This is a genomic window from Paenibacillus sp. LS1 (assembly GCF_026013365.1).
Lineage (GTDB): Bacteria > Bacillota > Bacilli > Paenibacillales > Paenibacillaceae > Paenibacillus.
In genome coordinates, this window is record NZ_JAPDOE010000013.1 from 57,790 (window position 1) to 75,787 (window position 17,998).

Annotated in this window: 14 protein-coding genes; 3 read left to right on the top strand and 11 right to left on the bottom strand. The window is 36.4% G+C overall.

Features of this window, described 5'->3' with window-relative positions; genetic code table 11:
• The 7 genes from dpdE to OM416_RS27535 all read right to left on the bottom strand — a co-directional run bounded on the left by dpdE (position 1) and on the right by OM416_RS27535 (position 12,126).
• Positions 1 to 3,231 (bottom strand): protein DpdE, encoded by a 3,231-nt coding sequence (dpdE, locus tag OM416_RS27505; RefSeq protein WP_264934854.1) that lies wholly within the window; start codon positions 3,229 to 3,231, stop codon positions 1 to 3.
• Positions 3,232 to 3,633: 402 nt separating this feature from the next.
• Positions 3,634 to 6,807 (bottom strand): P-loop NTPase fold protein, encoded by a 3,174-nt coding sequence (locus OM416_RS27510; RefSeq protein ID WP_264934855.1) that lies wholly within the window; start codon positions 6,805 to 6,807, stop codon positions 3,634 to 3,636.
• Between the two features lies 1 nt (position 6,808).
• Positions 6,809 to 7,549: a hypothetical protein gene (locus OM416_RS27515; protein ID WP_264934856.1), complete on the bottom strand. Its 741-nt coding sequence runs from the start codon at positions 7,547 to 7,549 to the stop codon at positions 6,809 to 6,811.
• Positions 7,515 to 8,444, bottom strand: coding sequence for a queuine tRNA-ribosyltransferase family protein (locus OM416_RS27520; protein ID WP_264934857.1), 930 nt, complete (start codon positions 8,442 to 8,444; stop codon positions 7,515 to 7,517). The genes OM416_RS27515 and OM416_RS27520 overlap by 35 nt, the downstream gene beginning before the upstream one ends.
• A gap of 114 nt (positions 8,445 to 8,558) precedes the next feature.
• Positions 8,559 to 9,350: a hypothetical protein gene (locus OM416_RS27525; RefSeq protein WP_264934858.1), complete on the bottom strand. Its 792-nt coding sequence runs from the start codon at positions 9,348 to 9,350 to the stop codon at positions 8,559 to 8,561.
• Between the two features lie 80 nt (positions 9,351 to 9,430).
• Positions 9,431 to 11,500, bottom strand: a complete 2,070-nt coding sequence (gene dpdA, locus OM416_RS27530; RefSeq protein ID WP_264934859.1) for a tRNA-guanine transglycosylase DpdA — start codon at positions 11,498 to 11,500, stop codon at positions 9,431 to 9,433.
• 83 nt (positions 11,501 to 11,583) lie between these two features.
• Positions 11,584 to 12,126 carry a VUT family protein gene (locus OM416_RS27535; protein WP_264934929.1) on the bottom strand — a complete coding sequence of 181 codons (543 nt, stop codon included), beginning with the start codon at positions 12,124 to 12,126 and terminating at the stop codon, positions 11,584 to 11,586.
• A gap of 243 nt (positions 12,127 to 12,369) precedes the next feature.
• Between OM416_RS27535 and queC the strand changes: the two genes are divergently transcribed.
• The 3 genes from queC to queE are packed head-to-tail and all read left to right on the top strand — an operon-like array spanning position 12,370 to position 14,214.
• Positions 12,370 to 13,029 carry a 7-cyano-7-deazaguanine synthase QueC gene (queC, locus tag OM416_RS27540; protein WP_264934860.1) on the top strand — a complete coding sequence of 220 codons (660 nt, stop codon included), beginning with the start codon at positions 12,370 to 12,372 and terminating at the stop codon, positions 13,027 to 13,029.
• A complete protein-coding gene (queD, locus tag OM416_RS27545) occupies positions 13,026 to 13,508 on the top strand; it encodes a 6-carboxytetrahydropterin synthase QueD (RefSeq protein ID WP_264934861.1) in 483 nt (160 codons plus the stop codon). Before queC ends, queD begins: the two co-directional genes overlap by 4 nt.
• Positions 13,501 to 14,214: a 7-carboxy-7-deazaguanine synthase QueE gene (queE, locus tag OM416_RS27550; protein ID WP_264934862.1), complete on the top strand. Its 714-nt coding sequence runs from the start codon at positions 13,501 to 13,503 to the stop codon at positions 14,212 to 14,214. The genes queD and queE overlap by 8 nt, the downstream gene beginning before the upstream one ends.
• An 84-nt stretch (positions 14,215 to 14,298) precedes the next feature.
• Here the strand turns inward: queE and xerC are convergent, their stop codons facing one another.
• The 4 genes from xerC to OM416_RS27570 form a co-directional block, all read right to left on the bottom strand.
• A complete protein-coding gene (xerC, locus tag OM416_RS27555) occupies positions 14,299 to 15,423 on the bottom strand; it encodes a tyrosine recombinase XerC (RefSeq protein ID WP_264934863.1) in 1,125 nt (374 codons plus the stop codon).
• A gap of 17 nt (positions 15,424 to 15,440) precedes the next feature.
• Complete coding sequence (locus OM416_RS27560; protein ID WP_264934864.1) at positions 15,441 to 15,635, bottom strand: helix-turn-helix domain-containing protein; 195 nt, start codon at positions 15,633 to 15,635, stop codon at positions 15,441 to 15,443.
• 177 nt (positions 15,636 to 15,812) lie between these two features.
• A complete protein-coding gene (locus OM416_RS27565) occupies positions 15,813 to 17,450 on the bottom strand; it encodes a phage/plasmid primase, P4 family (RefSeq protein WP_264934865.1) in 1,638 nt (545 codons plus the stop codon).
• Positions 17,441 to 17,995, bottom strand: coding sequence for a hypothetical protein (locus OM416_RS27570; RefSeq protein ID WP_264934866.1), 555 nt, complete (start codon positions 17,993 to 17,995; stop codon positions 17,441 to 17,443). Before OM416_RS27570 ends, OM416_RS27565 begins: the two co-directional genes overlap by 10 nt.
• Between the last annotated feature and the right edge of the window lie 3 nt (positions 17,996 to 17,998).

The following is a 17,998-nucleotide window of genomic DNA, read 5'->3' on the forward strand; positions in this document are numbered from 1 at the left end:
CTATTTGTTCAAGGTTCTTGCTGACAATACTATGAATCCAGCAGCATCTAGAATAACATCTGGTTGCTTAATCCCTTCCAGTACTGCCTCATAAATCTCATTGTCTAGCGATTCGTAGTCCCCCCATGTACCTTCGTAACTATTCCGAAGTTCTATCTGAGTTTGCAAATCTTTGAAGTATCTCAGAGCCTTTGCCGCATTTAAATCACATAAGTCCTTAAATGATAGTTCTTTATATAAATGCTCTCTAGAGTTTTGCTCCGCTTGTGAACAAATGTTATTCCAAGTTTTCGTCGAAAACGTATCTCTGATCACTCTCAATCTTTCTTTAATAATATTTGTATCTTTGCCTCCTTGTTCGGCACCTTTGTAAGGGGCCGTCATTAGATTAACATAACTTGCATCAGCAACTTCGCCTTGGTAATCCAATTGAATTGTCATGTAGTGCGGTGAGAAAAACTTATCAAGTAACCTTTTGTATACTTTTAATTTCCCCTCTTCACCGCGGCTTTCAAGTAAACGTTGAATAGGTTTTGAATCACCTTCTACAATGTAATGCATTTGAAAACCTAACCAATCTTGATTGCTTTTTGGCCAACTTGTTATATGCCTCCACATAGCATACGTTTGTCCCCGATCATCCCATCTTAAATAATCACTAAGGCTATCAAAAAAAGGATCTCCTATTCGGAACAACTTACTCCCTTTTGTTCGAACTGCACGATTTCGGTCGTAAAATCCAGGGGCATCCATTTGACTTTGTAGTTTAATCATACGAAGACTCGGAACTAACGTCCTTTGTGTTCCTTTGTAATGGAATCCTCCATCATTTTGCGATTCGCTTCGCTGAAAACTTAATGCTTCACAAAGCCACGGCTCTACAGAAGACTGCATACGAGTTGGATTTTTTTCATAAGCAACCAAATCCTCATAGAACTTGGAAGACTCTTTTTCCTTAGCATCTATCTCATCAATTATTTGTTGTTCAGTAACTTTTACCTTTTCTTGTTCAATCGTCTCAACAATATGTGCAGTTTGTAATTTCAAGCCCTGTATCCCATTCACGTACATATCTCGCATGATATTAGGAATTTGACTATCCACAAAAAACTGTAATGATGATATAGAACTGCCGTAGATGTTCAAACCACGTTTTAATAAACTATGCCATGCATACTGGAAATTAATCTCATTATCGGGTCCGGTCATAATACTCATATAGAACGGTTTATCTCTCCCCAAACGATCAAGTCGGCCGATTCTCTGCTCAATTCGATTAGGTGAAAACGGTAAATCATAATGAATTAAATGATCAACAAATTGAAAATTCCGACCTACTTCTCCAGAACTATCACATATCAACACTTGAAATATAGAGCGACTACGAAATGTATCTGTAATTTCCTTAATCTGATCTTGATTAAGATTTGAATGGTATGCACCAACCAGTTCTTGTCCTAACTCTTGAGCTAAATATCTGTGCATTTTTTCGCACACTGAAGTAAATTGGGAGAATACAATTATTTTTTGCTCTTCCTTACCACTCCTTCGAGCCCTCTCCTGAATATTTTTTATGCTATATAAAAGCAGTTGAAGCTTATCCCCCTCTTCGCTCGGGTATTTAAAAACATTCAGCATCCTTTGGAGTAATTCAAGTTCCCCTTGGAATAGTTCAGTATTGATAAGAAGATTGATATTATCTAGTGAAGCCAAGGACTCCTCTACTTCTTTAGTTAAACGAATCCGAATTAATTTACAGAAAAGATCATCATCGCTACCAGCCGTCTCAAGGAAAAGAAACCAAATCCGAGATAAGTTTGACTCCATTGTCTGCTCGTTTTCCCATAAATGTCTTTCAGAGGCCCAAGCTTCATACCTATACTCATCCAGTAACTGGTGAAGTACTTCTGTCCGTTCATCTAAGTCAAACTGCTCAGTGATTGACTGTTCACTTCGGCTATGCTGAAGAATACTTCCCACACTTTCTCTACGATTTCTTAACATTCGCCGATGAAGTCGATACGTTTCCGAGATATGTAATCTTATTTTTCGGATCAGTTCGCCTCTTTTTTCTTCATTTAATGTGTCTAAATCCATCTCTAATTTTTGAAGGAAGGACTCCAAAATTCCATCGTCTTTAAATAAAGTACGTAAATTTGCAATACCACGTTTTAACAAGAAGGATTTGGTGTTTTCACGAAAAGATAACAGAACCTTTCCTATATCTTGTCGAAACATTAATTTCTGTCGAAAAGCATCAAGTTCATTAAGTTTATAGTTGTCCGGATCCAATAGGTGTAACATAGACAAAAACTCTTTTTCATTATTGAGTACGGGTGTAGCCGACAAAAGGAGTAGGGCATTGGCATGGTGAGATACATATCTAATCTGTTCGTATTTATTTTTAGCATGAGGATTCTGTGAAAAAGCCAATTTGGCAACTTCATGGGCTTCATCAATTATCACAATATCAGGGAGAGTTTCTTCTATAAAATCAAATGTTTCCAATGCAGTAAAGCGAACACGACCTGGAAATTGACCAATTAAGCAACGTTGAGTCAATTCCTCCTCCCATTGCACAAGCAGAAAGGATGGAACTAGAACTAACGCTGTTCTTTCAGCCTCATCCAGTAACATTTGTCTTAAAATCACACCAGCTTCAATTGTTTTCCCAAGACCAACTTCATCTGCGAGTAAATAGCGAGGAATAGGGTCTTCCAACACTCGTCGAATAACTTCAATCTGGTGAGGTACCAAATCAATATTGGAAGAAATAAGGCCAGTCATCCCCTTGGCTACTGCTCTTTGATCTATAAGATTTTCCATAAAACCTGTTCTTCTTGTATAAAAGAAAGCCGTTTCTTGCCCCAATATAGATAAGACTTCCGTTGGATGAGGTAGAGAGTCTTCACAGCGGACGTAAAGTTCGTTTTGAGATATGTACATGGAGAAACGATCAGGGAAATCGACTTCGTATTCATTTCCTATTTTCCGAAGCGCTCTTCCCATCACCCATTGATCTTCATCTAGTTGGTAAAAGTAACAGCGTGACTGGTGCTGAAGAACTACTTTCTTGATATCATTAATTGAGTATATATTGGTTTCTTGATCTGAAATAGAGTGAAAATAAGTTACTTCTGCCATATTACCAACTAGTATGGATTTCAGCTTTCCAATACCTTTGTTGTTAGATAATACTTGCACAAAAGAGCCAATCTCTAAGGTATTCATACTGATCCCCCATTATTCTTTAAAGAAAGCTCTAATAATAAAAACCCCACATACAATGTGAAGTTAATTGTTTTTTTATAAATATTGGATATATACGTTGCTATATAGTATAAAAGTACCTGAATGGTCGATTATCGTCAACCCAGGTTTTAACGTTTTTCATTGAATTTTACCAAGAATGAAAACCGTGTTAGGTTATGGATTCCCTTGCTTTTCCTTTATAGTTTGGAAATAGATATGGTCTTTAGGTTATCTGAATTGGGATTCAATGCACAAAACTATTTTACTATAAAAAAGCCCCTCCTATAAAATGGGGGGCCGCAATACTTATATCGATTTGCTCGGATGATGTAAATGTATTGATTAGTGTTAATCATGGTTTTTACCATCCAATTTTAATTTCTATTTCCCTGAAGCTATCAACCGGATCTCAACCACCTCGAAGAGAGTCGGAAACCTCGTTTTTAGTTCATCTAATAGCCGCTTCCATTGAAGTGGTGGGAGAGTAGTGTAACCCTGCTCTAAAAGTAATTTGAGATGTCTTTTAACAGATGGGCGCAGATTATCGTTACACTCAATTTTTATTATAAGGTCATCTAAGCTATCTATGCCTTCGCATCCAAGATCATCCCGTAAATGTTTGATTACGTTCTGTTGTTCGGATTCTCGTATATCCTTCTCATCCAAACGATTTTTTATTTGGTAAAAATCAATTTTCTTCCATTCAACAATATTCTTCTGAATGTCTGAATCAACTAACCCCCGTTTTACTAACTGCTTGACGCTTTCCACTATCCTAGACCATAACGTTTTTACTTGAATTACATCTTCCATCACATAATTAGACCGTAGCACTTGCGACCAGGCGTTTTGAGAAATCGATAAGCCATGTTTCAATATATATAAATCATCTATAGTCTTGATTAACTCTTCCTTTTCTATAGCAAGATTTGACCAATTAGGTTTATGGGTGTTCCAATCCTCACTTAATATCTCATTGAATTCACCCATTTGATCGTCAACCTCTTTGCATACTAATTCAAATTTTTTAAACAGGTTTATTACGTCATCATATAGAGATGCATTTATTGCATACCAGTTCTTAACGCCCCCTTCCTCAAGACTCTTTTCAAATCGCGTATAATCTGAATAGTCTTGAAGCATATATAATGTAATCTCCTCAAATCCTCTAATTCTCTCTGCATGTAGGATGTATTTTTTATCTTTCGACCCTAATAAAAAGGGAAGCATGCCTTTTGCAGTTTGGATTTCATGCTTTAAGTTTTGCTCTAATAAACATAGGTACGATAAGTAATCATTTTTTAAGCTCAAAAGAAAGACGTGGAGTGACACATCCCCAATTTGATAATGTTCCAGAACTTTTACAGGATGATAACTCTTCAACCAGCGATCAAACTCAAAGGCTGAATCTTTTCCATTCTCATTGGGAGATTTAAGCATATTATCTCGTAGCAAATGCCAATCTTGATAACTTTCCTCAATAAGATTAACTACCTCCTGAGTTAAAGGAAACTGTTTTTTTATCTTTGATGTCCATTGAGCATTTCCAATTTCAAGACACATCTCAGCCCAATTCTTCAAGAGATAAACAAATGAATCGATGGGCATTCCCAAGCCTTTCTCCAATTCGCAATGCCAATCTTTTTTTATTTTTTCCGTCTCGTATATCCATTTTGCTGTCTCATACTCATTTGAAATATGTTGAAAAACACTAGCTTTTTCAGAGTACTTCAACGATTGAAAATTTGAAATCTGGAGAGCAGCAAATCCACGATTTACGACTATATTTCTTCTTTCCCCCTTTCCCTTAATATCTAATGTGATAGGATAGCGTGTTCGGTTCACTACATTTCTCCTTTGAATCGTTGCTGTCATTCTTGGAGTGAATGGTAGGGACATATTTACACCTTTTACTACCTCATGAATGAGGGTAGAAACCCCCAACCTCACTGGGTCAAGTAGTTCTGAATTAACTTTCTTACCTTCAACCCATTCTCTAACGGTAGATTTAACTGCAATGGGTGGTTGTGGCTCTCCTTTCGGAAACAGATCAGAATTTACTTCGTTCTTAGTTTCAAGTGTATTCAGACTAACTTTTACTTCTCCATCATGATATCCAAAATAGTGTAGTACTTTTTTTGGAATGTGACACTCCTCCTGCTCTTCAGGCACGTACCATTCAGCATACGTCTTTATAAAAAGATCCGGATGATCGGAGAACTTCTCCCTTTTCACCAGAGGAAGTACTCTAGGTATCTTTTCTCTTTTTCCGTTCTGAAAGAAACGAATGATCTCTTTACTATTAAGGATCATATATCTAAGCTTACCCTTTCCCACCGGTATGGCATCGAATGTTCTTCTAATCAAATGACGGTTAAACGGTAAAAGATTTATATCTTGTTCTATTTTCACATCATCAATCTCTCCTGCTGATACACTATAACCTTTACACTCCAAATAATGAGGGCACTGTTTACCGCATGTGAACCCTTGAGAAGCCTTTAACTGAACTAAATAATTGGACATATAGCTGGGCACTTGAGAACGATCTAAGTTGTAGAAATCCTTTCCTGACTCATCGGACAACCACAATTTTTTCACTCTATCTGTGATCGTGTCCAAGTTTTGAATCCGTTGTGTGAGATCAAACCCTTTATCATTATCTCGAACAGCTCCTGGTGTGAGACCAATGACAACATCCCACTTCCCTTCCTCAAGGGTAATGATCTGATCCAGTAAATCAGAAGCATATATATTAACTGATTGAACAAGGTCATCAATTAGTAACAACGGACGTATATTCATTCTTTTTATTTGCTCTGTCAATTCCTTAAAGAGAGAAGCAATATCTTTACCTTCAAATAAGAATTGATCTAGTTTTTGAGAAAGTTTCTTTCTTAATAAGGGATACTCAATGGGAATTTGAAGCGTTGTGCTAGATATTAGGTCATCAAACTGATCTTGATGTAAAACTTCCAGCGGTTTTTTTATTCGACCACTCTGCACTTGCAATGTAAATTCTGTCACGTTCCTTTCAATAACTGGCCTTATTAATAATGCCGTCGGAACAATCTCTTCATCAGTAGGGAGGATTTCTGACAGCGTTGACCAAACAATTTGATTTATTAAGGTTATTGGTTTCTTAAGTAATAGATCCCAACGAGCCTCATCAATCGATATCCCTAAAGGAATACCTAAGGCAGCATAACATTTCTTTATTAAAACTTGGGGATTAAGTTCAGTACGAGAAATACGAATAACAGGTCGATCCACCTCATGCAGTTGCCATTTATCCTTGATCCAGCACAGTAACTCAGATTTACCAGATCCAGTAGAACCAAATAAGAAAAACACTCGGTTCCCTTCAGCATCTACTTCTAATAAATTATTAAAAAGCTCATTTTCAGTGATTTCTTCAAGAAGCTGATTACCATGGTATCTATGCATGACTTGAGGAAAATGCGTTTTTCGGAAATAATCCGGAGAATAGTTATACCTCTCGTCTGCGGTTCCAACTAATAATTTCAGCGCATTTTTATTCAAACATGGTATCATGTTAATCCACCTGCTTTCTTAAATGAATCCAGTTCCACTCCTGATTAGGTCCATAAGATTTAAAGGGTAAGTCTTGTTTATAGCTAATTTCGAGCGACTTATGTTGTAACCCCATTAATCCGAAAATCACACCTCTAAAGATCAGACCCTCTGAAGTTATACAAGGCAGAATAGGATGAATTTTCTCTTCACAAAATGGATGAAGGCCTCCCTCCCATTCCCCGACCTCCTCTATAATTTCCTGTAAGAGTGACATATGAGGTAAAACATAAAACCCTGTGTATACCCTTCTCCCTAATCCCCAAGACTCCATCATTCGTTTCCATGCATTGATTTTTTCATGACCAACCATTGTTTTTGAAAATCTCTTGTTTACCTGATAATGAATGTTAGTTTCGAACATCTTATCTTGTTTCACAAAAACCTGATTATATATAGAGGAGAAAATATAATTCAAGCTTTCTTCATCTTCATTCTGAGAGGTTGAGATTATGTTTAACCGTCTAAACACTTCTCTGTTACTCCATGACTTATCCTCTAAAGCAAAAAATTCACTATCTTCCTTTCGTATAAATTTGAGATCTAAAAGTATGGTTATAACCCCCTCAATTAAGGAAGTAATATCTCCTTCTTCTGTATATTGATAGTATTGTCGAAGTGTATTGATTTTAATGCCACTGTGCTCTCTAATCGTTTCATAGATTGACTCAATTTCTGGTCCATAACACATCTGGAAGAGCATATCCTTCGCCTCCGTTCTTTTCAGTCAATAAGTCATTAATTACAATAGAGAGATGATAATAATTATGTATCGACCTCAGTCTCATGTGTTCCCTTGGTGAGGGAATAAATAAATCATGTGCATTAACTTGGCATACAGGACAATTACAAGGGAGCGGTTCACTGAGTCGAGGACTACTTAATTTTGCATGTGACTTAGACAAAAAGTAGGTTTTAAATGGTCTGCTATAAAAGACCTGAAAAAAAGCCGCTGCCATCGTTGGCCTCGTAGAATCAAAGGATCTCACCCCAATGTCAACCATAGCTTGCATTTGGGGAACTCCTGTTACTCCAAAGACATGAAGATTAGATGACCCCACGGTATCTGCTGCATAGTTAATCATTTCAATTTGTTTATTTTGATTTTGGGCTAACAAAGAACCTATACCGAATGATCTATAGCCCATTCGAGATAACTCTTTTGCAGAAAATTCTATACTTGCCCGATCGTAGCCCTGGATTACTCCCATTGGTAATACATGTCTAGCAAAATTCTTAGAATTAAAAAGATTCATATATTCGTAAGCATTAAACAGTGTTTTTTCCATTGCCATGTATCGTTCCGATAATGAAGTTTTGTTAAGCATCGGTTCATCAAAGTGAACCATATAAGCCTCGTAGGGATCACAACTCTCAAGAAAAGATACTTGTATCTCAAATATATCTTTCAATGAGGGCCGAGTTGCTTGTTTTACATAGTAGACCGACCCGCAGTCCAATATTATTTTTTTTGGTTTTGTCTTAAATCTTCCTAAAGTCCCTTTGTTATCGGGAACGGCGCTTACGAGTATAGAACAATCTGGATAATAATCTGTGAATATAGCATCGCTATGAGACCATCCAACATAAAATTGCAAGATATCTCTCCTTCTCGAATTTTTTTACGTGATTTCACGTGATAAATGAATTTTAGCATACTTTCTTTATCTCAGCTACCGCTAAATAATAAAAAGAGTGAGCCTTATAAAGGCTCACTCTATCCATTCTTTCCAAAATTGATATATAGATTCACGAACATCACGATGTAATCGAAACTTCCCATTCACACTTAGATACGATTGCCAAAAAGGGTTATCACGTTGAAAAAAATCACCCATCCAATCCATATGATGAAATGGTTTTGATAAGTTTGGCGCCTTAACAACATAATCTTTGGAATTCCATTTATCTAAGAAAAATCTTATATAAAACTCCCAGGCAAAATTCGTATCTGCAACAGATTTTTCTCTAAATTCTTTACGCTCTGTGATAGGTAGGTAGCCAAGAAACGGATACTCTTCAATGAGACATTTTAGGTATTGGATTAAGTCACTGCAAATGTTAGGCCAATCTTCACTTTTAATTTCAACATCGTTAAACCGTTTCAAAATGCCTTTAAACGAGTGAAGAGTTAGTAACTTGGTAGAGTTACTACTTAGTTTATCCTTTTTTTCGACTATTCGATTTATAAAATCGAAAGAGAGTACTACTTTCTCACAATATTCTGCTAAATAATGCTTTGACGAAACAAAGAGTGTTACGTATTCATCTCCTTCCTTACCTTCTGGTAGCGGATAGAGGAACACTGGATTGGATACCTGTATTCTATCAGTGGCTTGGTTTATCATTTCTTCGTAACTTACCATAACAACATCCTGGCTAATCATCGCTTTATCAATTACAGGAAAATCCCACAATCTAAGTTTATGTATTGTATTAATGCTATAAAAAACTGTATCATCGTTCCTATTTAGCCTGCGCACTTCATCAATTGAAACCTGCATTAGAATTCCCCCAAAGCAAATATGCCCTAGTGTAACACACTAGGGCAACTTACGCAGTATTACTTCATTGTTCTAATTCGTCAGACCTGATCAGATTCGCCATGAGAAATATCTAAAGATGTCCTAAGTGCTTTGACTTGCTCATGATACACATGCGTGTTATGGAAACCTCTTCTTCTATTTCGATTATTCCCACGAAACACTATTGTATCGATACCAATTGTCTTACATATTTCGCATCCACATGTCTCCCATGGACGTTCAGAGAGAACCTCACGGTAAAGATCTTCATGGACTTCACGTTTCTCACCTAGTAATTCATCATATCGTAATATGGCCGATAGGGCTTCTTCCAATCCCAAGTCCCCACTACTAAATGCTCTCAATGCCTTTAAAGCATTCTGTTCAAGTTCCTTATATTGAAGGAACTCTCCCTTTCCTTCTTGGACCATTTTTTTCACTCTTCCGGACGTTTCTTTTGCTTCTGGAATTCGAATCGCCGTATAGTGTTTTCCACTTAAAGCATGATAATTGTGTCCTGAACCTAACCATGCGCGTCGCAACGGTGAACTAGAGTCGAATGAAGTAACCCCTAGTTTATGAAAGGATTTCATAGTACGCATATCACGTGCGACCCCAAATAAGTGCAACCGGAAATTTTCATTTGGAATAATCGGTGAAATTTCTCTTAAAATCTCATATATTTTTCCCGATTGTTCCCTTGCAAGTCCACCTATCGCAATATAGTCATAACCTAAGTTAATTAAATGCAGCGCTGCTTCTTTGAACGACTGGGGATCCCATCCTTGAATAATTCCAATCGGATGAAACTTATGAGTCCCTTTACGGAATTCAACAATAAATTCCTCGGCCTTTTTCAGAGTCAATTCATACCTAAACTGCCTTGTGTCCAAATCCTTCTTGAATGGACCAACGACCAAGTGATCAACGGAAACACCATAATTGATTCCTAATTCATCATAATAGTCGATAATTTGCTTCGTTGTATAAGGTGGAACTTCACTGCTAATATAACTGAATGCTCCGCAATCCCCCATGATTGGAAAGTCCTCAGGCAGATGGAGAAACTTGTGAATGCCACCCATTTCTTTTATAAGTTGAACCTTTTGTTTCGTAGCATTATCAATATTGACTTTAGACACCAACAAACCATCATATTGAGGAGTTCCATAAATCTGGTGAGAATAGACATCATGAAGGAGCGGATTCCGATCCTTATGAGAGACATCATTTATAAAATCATAATTTGGATCCACACGATCATCATTCTCTGGCAAAAAGAAATTAAGTTCCTTTTTATAGTTTACAGCAATTAAAGAATCCGGTACCGGGAATAACTCACTATAAAAAGTTAAGAGTTGAGATGCTTTTAGTGAGTCAACTCTATTTTCTTTTTCAGAAAAATCAGATAGAGTGAGTTGCTTGTCTTTGCTTTCAAAAGATTCCATAACATAATCGCGTACTTTAGATGGGTTTAAATAAAGATCTTCCCAGACCTTACGGTGGCCTACAGCAGAAGCTTGTTTTAACAGTTGGGCAAAAAGGAATCCCTTAATACCAATGAGTCCAAATCTAAATACTTTAGCCTCATCCTCTCCTATGGAAAGAAGATGATAATTTTCTTCAACCATAACTCTAGTTCTGCTTGAATTCCCAGCAAAAAAGAAAAATCTTTGTTGACCACTAATGCTCAGCGGCCATTCAACAGATTGTAGATACTTATCACCAAGAAGAAAGAACACCAAATCGTATTCACGAACTCTTTCTTGCAGCGTTTCGGTAATTCTTTGTTTTTTTGACCAATTCTTTATAGTTTGGGAATTCATATTGTTAAACGTCACTTCATAAGGAACAATCTTGTCGTTTTCACTTAACAATCCATATCCTGCAGAAATTATATTAAGATCAATGTTTCCCCCGTGTTCACGGTAAGTATTAATACCATCCATCAATGCCAGATGTTGACTACCTGTGTACATATCCTTGGCAGTTGTTCTATACGGGGATAATTCGTTTTCTCTCTGATGTAATCTGTTTTCATCCTGAAAATCTTCAAATAACAATTGATTTTCGGGCTTACTTATTTTCTCACCCGTACATGAGGTTACCACTAATATGCGCTTTTCCATATGTCCTCCGTATCCCTATATACAAATGTTTGTTCCCCTGCAATATTAACATATATCTCTTTGTAATTAAAATGTCACTACTCTTAAACAAATCGGTCTAATCTTTTATTCAATGAGAGACGAATTACACCAGATGCAAGCAACTGAACAACAGTTTTAACAATAATCTGTCCTAAAATTGCATATACAACTGCATTCCATGGAATAAAGTTTGCCCCAAGTGGTGATAAGCCTACCACAACAAAAATTATACTATCTAAGAAGCCCCCAACAATGCCGCTATACATTACACGCAGATAAAAAGGAAACTTTAAACGAGTATATATTTCCGTATCAGTTGTCTCCGATACTAAAAAAGTCAAAACAGATGCAAATGTAATCCAAAGCCCATCACCAAGTAAATATGAAGTTGCTCCAGACAAAATCATTGCCAGGATAATAAGAATATATACCACTCTTCTCCCTACAAAAATCTGAACAAAATCTCTAAGGATAAAGGTAGCCCCAATAATAAAGGACCCTGCTGGAATAATAAACATTCCAATTTGGATAGGTTTTGTTCCTGCTGTTACGACATTCGCTGTAACAATAGCCGCTAAGTATAATAGAATAACTAGGTATTTCATTTGTTCACCTTTTCTCAATTTTTTCAGTATTCCAACTATTATATAATAGGATTTTGAAATCAGCTACCCCCCTCTTTTGACTCATTGGGTACTCGAAGGTTTAAAGAAAGTTCTAACAACAAATAATTTATTCCACGTTTACCTGTAATCGCCCCAGAAGAGTAAACATGATTCCTGACCGTATAGTGATATACTTGTTATGTAGCATACTGCTCATAGATCATCAGCAAAGGAGACTAACCTATGAATAATAAAGCACTTGTTGTATTTAGTGGAGGACAAGATAGTACTACCTGCCTACTCTGGGCATTAAAAGAATATGATGAAGTTCAAACTGTCTCTTTCCAATACGGCCAACGTCATAAGCTAGAATTGGAATGTGCATCTGAAATTGCAAAAGAACTTAACGTAAAGCACCATGTTCTGGATCTTAATTTACTCAATCAATTAGCACCTAATGCGCTAACTAGAGAAGATATTGAAATAGAAGCAGGTAGCGAAGGGACACTTCCAAATACATTTGTAGATGGCCGTAACATGTTATTCCTTTCCTTTGCAGCCATTTTAGCTAAGCAATTAGGTTACTACCATATTATTACGGGTGTATGTCAAACCGATTTTAGTGGCTACCCAGATTGTCGAGATGTTTTTGTTAAGTCTCTAAATGTCACATTAAACCTTTCAATGGACTACAACTTTGTAATTCATACGCCGTTAATGTGGCTAAATAAAAAACAAACTTGGGAGTTAGCGGATCAGTTAGGACATCTTGATTTTGTGAGAACGAAAACATTAACTTGCTACAATGGAATTATTGGAGACGGATGCGGTGAATGCCCAGCATGTCTTTTACGTAAAGCAGGATTAGAACAATATCTTCAAGAGAGGGGCAATATTTTATGAAAAACGAAATTAATGTGTGCAAGATTTTTCAATTTGATGCCGCTCATCAACTTATAGGTCACAATGGGAAATGTGCAAATGTTCATGGGCATACGTATAAACTTGAGGTTGTCATTAGAGGTAAAACTTACGGTTCTGAAGATGTGTCCAACGAAGGATTCGTTATGGATTTTAGTGATCTCAAAAAAATTGTTAATGAGGTTATTATAGATAAGTTTGACCATGCTTTTCTAGCAGCGGGGAATGAACCTGTTCTCCAAACACTAAAGTCTACTGGATCAAAGGTTTGTATCGTTGGATGTCGTACAACCGCAGAGAATATGTCAAAGTACATTTGTTTTGAACTTATTAAAGCCAACCTTCCAGTATGGTCCATAAAACTTTGGGAAACATCTACAAGTTGGGTAGAAGTCTTTGCTTCAGATATAGATCATGAAGGACCTTTTTATGCACAAAGTGGAGTTTGCGATTATGAGTAAACTTCCAGTAATTGAGCTTTTCGGACCGACTATTCAAGGAGAAGGTTCAGTTATTGGGCTGAAGACAATGTTTGTTCGTTTATACGGATGTGATTACAAGTGCTCTTGGTGTGATTCAGCTTTTACCTGGGATGGCTCGAGCAAATCAAGTATACAACGTTTAACCAGTTTAGAAATTATTGATAAACTGAATTCAATTGGATTAGATGGTTGTACCTATGTCACAATATCAGGTGGTAATCCTGCCCTCTATAACGAACCTATGCATGATCTTATTTCTGAACTTCATAAAAGGTCAAAAAAAATCATTGTCGAAACGCAAGGGAGTATTTGGAAGGACTGGTTCAATGATGTTGATATATTAACCATTAGCCCTAAACCTCCTAGTTCTTTAATGTCAACAGATTGGGGGATTCTTCAATCTATCTTTGCGAACCTCCAACATTCAAACGTCTCTTTGAAAGTAGTTATTTTTGATGAAACTGATTATCTTTATGCAAAAAAAGTCCAAAGTTTATTTCCTGACATTACTTTATTTCTTCAAGTAGGAAATGCTGAGGTAACACGCAGTGAATGTATTGCAGGACAACTACTAAACAAATTAGAATGGTTATTCAATTTAGTTATTAATGATCCAGAAATGCAAACCGCTAGAGTACTCCCACAACTGCACACTCTGATTTGGAATAACGAACGAGGAAAATAGGAAATAAAAAATATTATATAGACCACCAGTAGGGGAGTTAAGCATACTCCTATTGGTGGTCTATATCTTGTTTGCAACATCACATCATAATTGAGTTGTTTTAAGTGCGTCGTTTAATGCTTGAACCACTCCCTTGTGAGTTTTATCAAATCTGTGAGTGTAAATACGACTAGTTGTACCGAGATCTGAGTGTCCTAAAGCCTCAGAGATGGCCTTTAAATCAACTCCTTCGTTGTACAGAACACTGGCAAAGGAATGCCTGAGATCATGAAGACGAATTTTAGGTAACTGATTCTTTTCAAGAAACACCTTAAATTGCTCTGTAACTGAGTTTACTCTGTAAGGTTTACCATCTTCATGACAGTATAAATATCCCGCATTATAATATTCAGAACCTAATATCCTATTCATTTCTTTTTGCTTAACTTTGTGATTAAGAAGTATTTCGTACAGATCATCACCGATGTACAGCGAACGCCTACTTTTTTCGGTTTTCGGAACTTTCGTTATAACCTTGCTACCCGCACTAGTTCGCACTTCTTCTATCCGAATTTCTCTCAGATCTAAATCAACATACTTCCATTTTAAGCCAACGATCTCCTCTCTCCTTAGACCTAAATGAATGGCAAGATTGACCGGAACCTCTAATTTTGTACCCCTGACCTTTTCTAAGAGGGTAACCAGTTCCTCCTTTGAATAGGCCTTCCCTTCAAATCTTCTTCTCTTAGGCAAAGATACGGCATCTGCAACATTACGATAAACTAATTGTTGTTTAAGGCTATAGTCCAAAGCCTTACGAATCAATGCGTGGTGTTTATGCACTGTATTTGGGGATAGTCCCTTTTCATCCAAAAGATGCTTGTAATATTGCTGAATATGACTTGGTTGAAGCTTTTGCAGTTCAATATTCTTGAAATGAGGAATTATATGCTTATTCAAAATATTTTGATAGCCATAAATTGTAGTCTGTTCACAATTGTACTGAACATAATTATCCATCCAGTCATTAATTGCTTGTACAAATGTCATCACACTACTCTGCACTGATAGATTTCTATTTATATTATACTCATACTCATTGAGAAGCCTCTTTGCTTCTGCTTCTGATCCGACAGTTTTAGTAGTTCTGATTCTTTTACCGTTAATATCTTTTCCATGTTCAAAGGTCACTCTATAATTTTTCCCCACTTTGATTATGCTTCCAGCCATTGTTTACCACCCCGTTGTTAGATGTAGTTATTAATTGATGATTTGTGTTCTACCCACTGCATAAATCCTTTTACAGGGATAATTATTTTTTTTCCAACCTTCAACTTTGGAAATCCTTCCTCTTTAACTAGCTTGTACACAGCATTTTTACCTATCGGTAGAATCTCGTAAAGCTCCTCAACTGTGAAGAACATTTTATTGGTATTAAGCACTTTACTAACTCCTTTAAATAATATAGTTATGAAAATATATAGAATACGTTTAAATGTAGTCATGAAGTAGAAATCATGTAGCAGGATAATTCTTCGTGGATACATCTATTACTCTAAGTCCTATCAGACTTTCTGGACGAAAGTAGCCTTTGTAGCCAAAAAAATGTCTTTTCTTTATTATAAATCTTTCAAACATATTCCTCTGAAACCTAAGAGCGGAGTAGATCCTTCGATTCTCACCTTATCACTCTTCACACCTAATCTCTCAATTTCTCTCCACAGTTCCGATTTACTTATTGCCGAAATGGCATTGTTTCTACAATAATCTTGGTAAGAACTAAATAATTTTTTTCTATGCACCTTAAGGTTTAAGTCATACACATCTACATGACAGCTATCTTTAATAAACTCAGATACATTACTTATCTCACGCATATATCGTCCTTTAAACTGACTAGATTCTTCACACTCAGTGAAGATAAAATTATTCTCGATAAGTTTTTGAAGTCCATCTAAAGCCCACTGAACAATCAGATCTCGTTCGTCTAGTAGTTTATCTATTAAGAATCTATCTCGCATGTGTTCTGGTTTTGATTTGTTGAAATTTACAAATAATAATCTATCAATAAAGGAGGTTGTACCATCTTTACTATTAATTTTAGGCATGTGATTACCTGCAGATACAAGTTTTGTACGACCATAGAAATCTATAGCTGTTTGACCCTTACGATCCCCAGTAATTAAATCTCCACCTGTAAGAGCCTTCAGGAATTCAATGCCTTTCAGATCAGTGTCCTCACTCATCTCAGGAGATATATTTAATTTTGAATGAGCAAGCCTGGATTGCATAAAACGATTTTCCCCAAGCTGTTTCAACGTCATTGAAGTAGTATTATTTTTGCCAACTAAGTTTTGTAATAGGCTCAACCAAACACTTTTACCCGTGTGTGGCTCTCCAATGAGCACAAACATTTTTTTAGCTCTAGTATGATTCGATATGATGTAACCTACCATCTGCTGCAATGATTCCTTCTTTTCTTCATCGTTTTCTGTACAGTCATCCAAGAAACGGCCAAAATCGCTAGAGTTTAAGAGCTCATCTGAGTATTCATAGTCGGAATTCAACTGGACATCGTAATTAGCTTCTATACAACTAGTAAAAAAATAATTTGGTTTATGCGGCAGCAGCTGATGATCATAGAGATCATATACACCATTAGCAAAATTAATATAATCATTATTATTGTTAAGGCTCTGGTTCATCTCTACCTGAATCTCAGGCCGTGTTTTAAGACGGTATATTATTTCATCGATGCGCTGTTTGCGTATCATCTGATCTTGCTCATCAGATATGCTATTCCGAATCAACACAGCCATTTCATTATCCACCATTCTCCTATAAAACCCCCTTTCAGGCTGATATATCATCAAGCTCTCATTAATGTTTACAATATCAAATTTAGCTAACATCATTTTTTCCACATCTGCTTCAAAGTTACTCTTCTTCATTTTCGGAAACTCTTTAAGCATGTTCGTTTCCTCTACTTCATCTGAAGAGTGATCTGTCATTTTCATGAGTTCTTCTGTAGATGAGAAATCAGTGAAATGATTCGGTAAACCAACAATGAATACTTCATTCTCATGATTAAGTTCATCAAATTGAGTTACTACTTCGTTCACATCATGTACCTCAATCATAGGAAAATTATCAAAAGTTGGTTCATCAGCGTTTCCTTTTATAAAAAAATCATTTTCAATCTGACTGCTCTGAAGAAGGTCACCTGACTGGCTGGGGGGAATAATTTTTATCTCCACTGTTCCACACCTCCTACTGATACTTCTGGGTAAAGCCTTCTAATCATTGAAAATGCAAATACTCTAAGTGATTCTTTTGCCTTATCATCCCGAACATAAATTTCTGAAAACTTTTCTGCTAAAAATCCATCATACAAACAGTAATGAGCGTAGCTCTTCGTCTCTGTATACATAACGAATAATCTATTAGTACATTCATCTGAAGTACTGTAAACGTAGCTTTTGTTTTTATGGTGAAAAAGTATATTCTTTTCATGTTTATCCTTTGTGTCAATGATTACTCTGATAAAATCTTCTTCTGTTGCATCATTTCCGAAGTGAAATGGCTCTGCACCATTTTTACCGTAGCAGAATCGCTCCGTTTCACTGGCTACACCAATAAGTGAGATATATGGTTTCGCATTAAAGCCTGCTACATTGGAGTGACAAAAATTGGTGTTGTGTACAAAAAGCGAAAGTCTCTTATCACCTTCAACCAATGCCTTAATTTTTTTATGTTCTTGTCTCGTAAGATTTGTTAGATATCTTTCAATGTTATCGTTCATTTA

Bases quoted from the DNA above. Each gene is read 5' to 3' on its own strand.
- OM416_RS27570 (WP_264934866.1), bottom strand. From the start codon at position 17,995: ATGAACGATAACATTGAAAGATATCTAACAAATCTTACGAGACAAGAA.
- OM416_RS27525 (WP_264934858.1), bottom strand. From the start codon at position 9,350: ATGCAGGTTTCAATTGATGAAGTGCGCAGGCTAAATAGGAACGATGAT.
- OM416_RS27535 (WP_264934929.1), bottom strand. From the start codon at position 12,126: ATGAAATACCTAGTTATTCTATTATACTTAGCGGCTATTGTTACAGCG.
- queC (WP_264934860.1), top strand. From the start codon at position 12,370: ATGAATAATAAAGCACTTGTTGTATTTAGTGGAGGACAAGATAGTACT.
- OM416_RS27510 (WP_264934855.1), bottom strand. From the start codon at position 6,807: ATGATACCATGTTTGAATAAAAATGCGCTGAAATTATTAGTTGGAACC.
- dpdE (WP_264934854.1), bottom strand. From the start codon at position 3,231: ATGAATACCTTAGAGATTGGCTCTTTTGTGCAAGTATTATCTAACAAC.
- OM416_RS27515 (WP_264934856.1), bottom strand. From the start codon at position 7,549: ATGCTCTTCCAGATGTGTTATGGACCAGAAATTGAGTCAATCTATGAA.
- xerC (WP_264934863.1), bottom strand. From the start codon at position 15,423: ATGGCTGGAAGCATAATCAAAGTGGGGAAAAATTATAGAGTGACCTTT.
- dpdA (WP_264934859.1), bottom strand. From the start codon at position 11,500: ATGGAAAAGCGCATATTAGTGGTAACCTCATGTACGGGTGAGAAAATA.
- queD (WP_264934861.1), top strand. From the start codon at position 13,026: ATGAAAAACGAAATTAATGTGTGCAAGATTTTTCAATTTGATGCCGCT.
- queE (WP_264934862.1), top strand. From the start codon at position 13,501: ATGAGTAAACTTCCAGTAATTGAGCTTTTCGGACCGACTATTCAAGGA.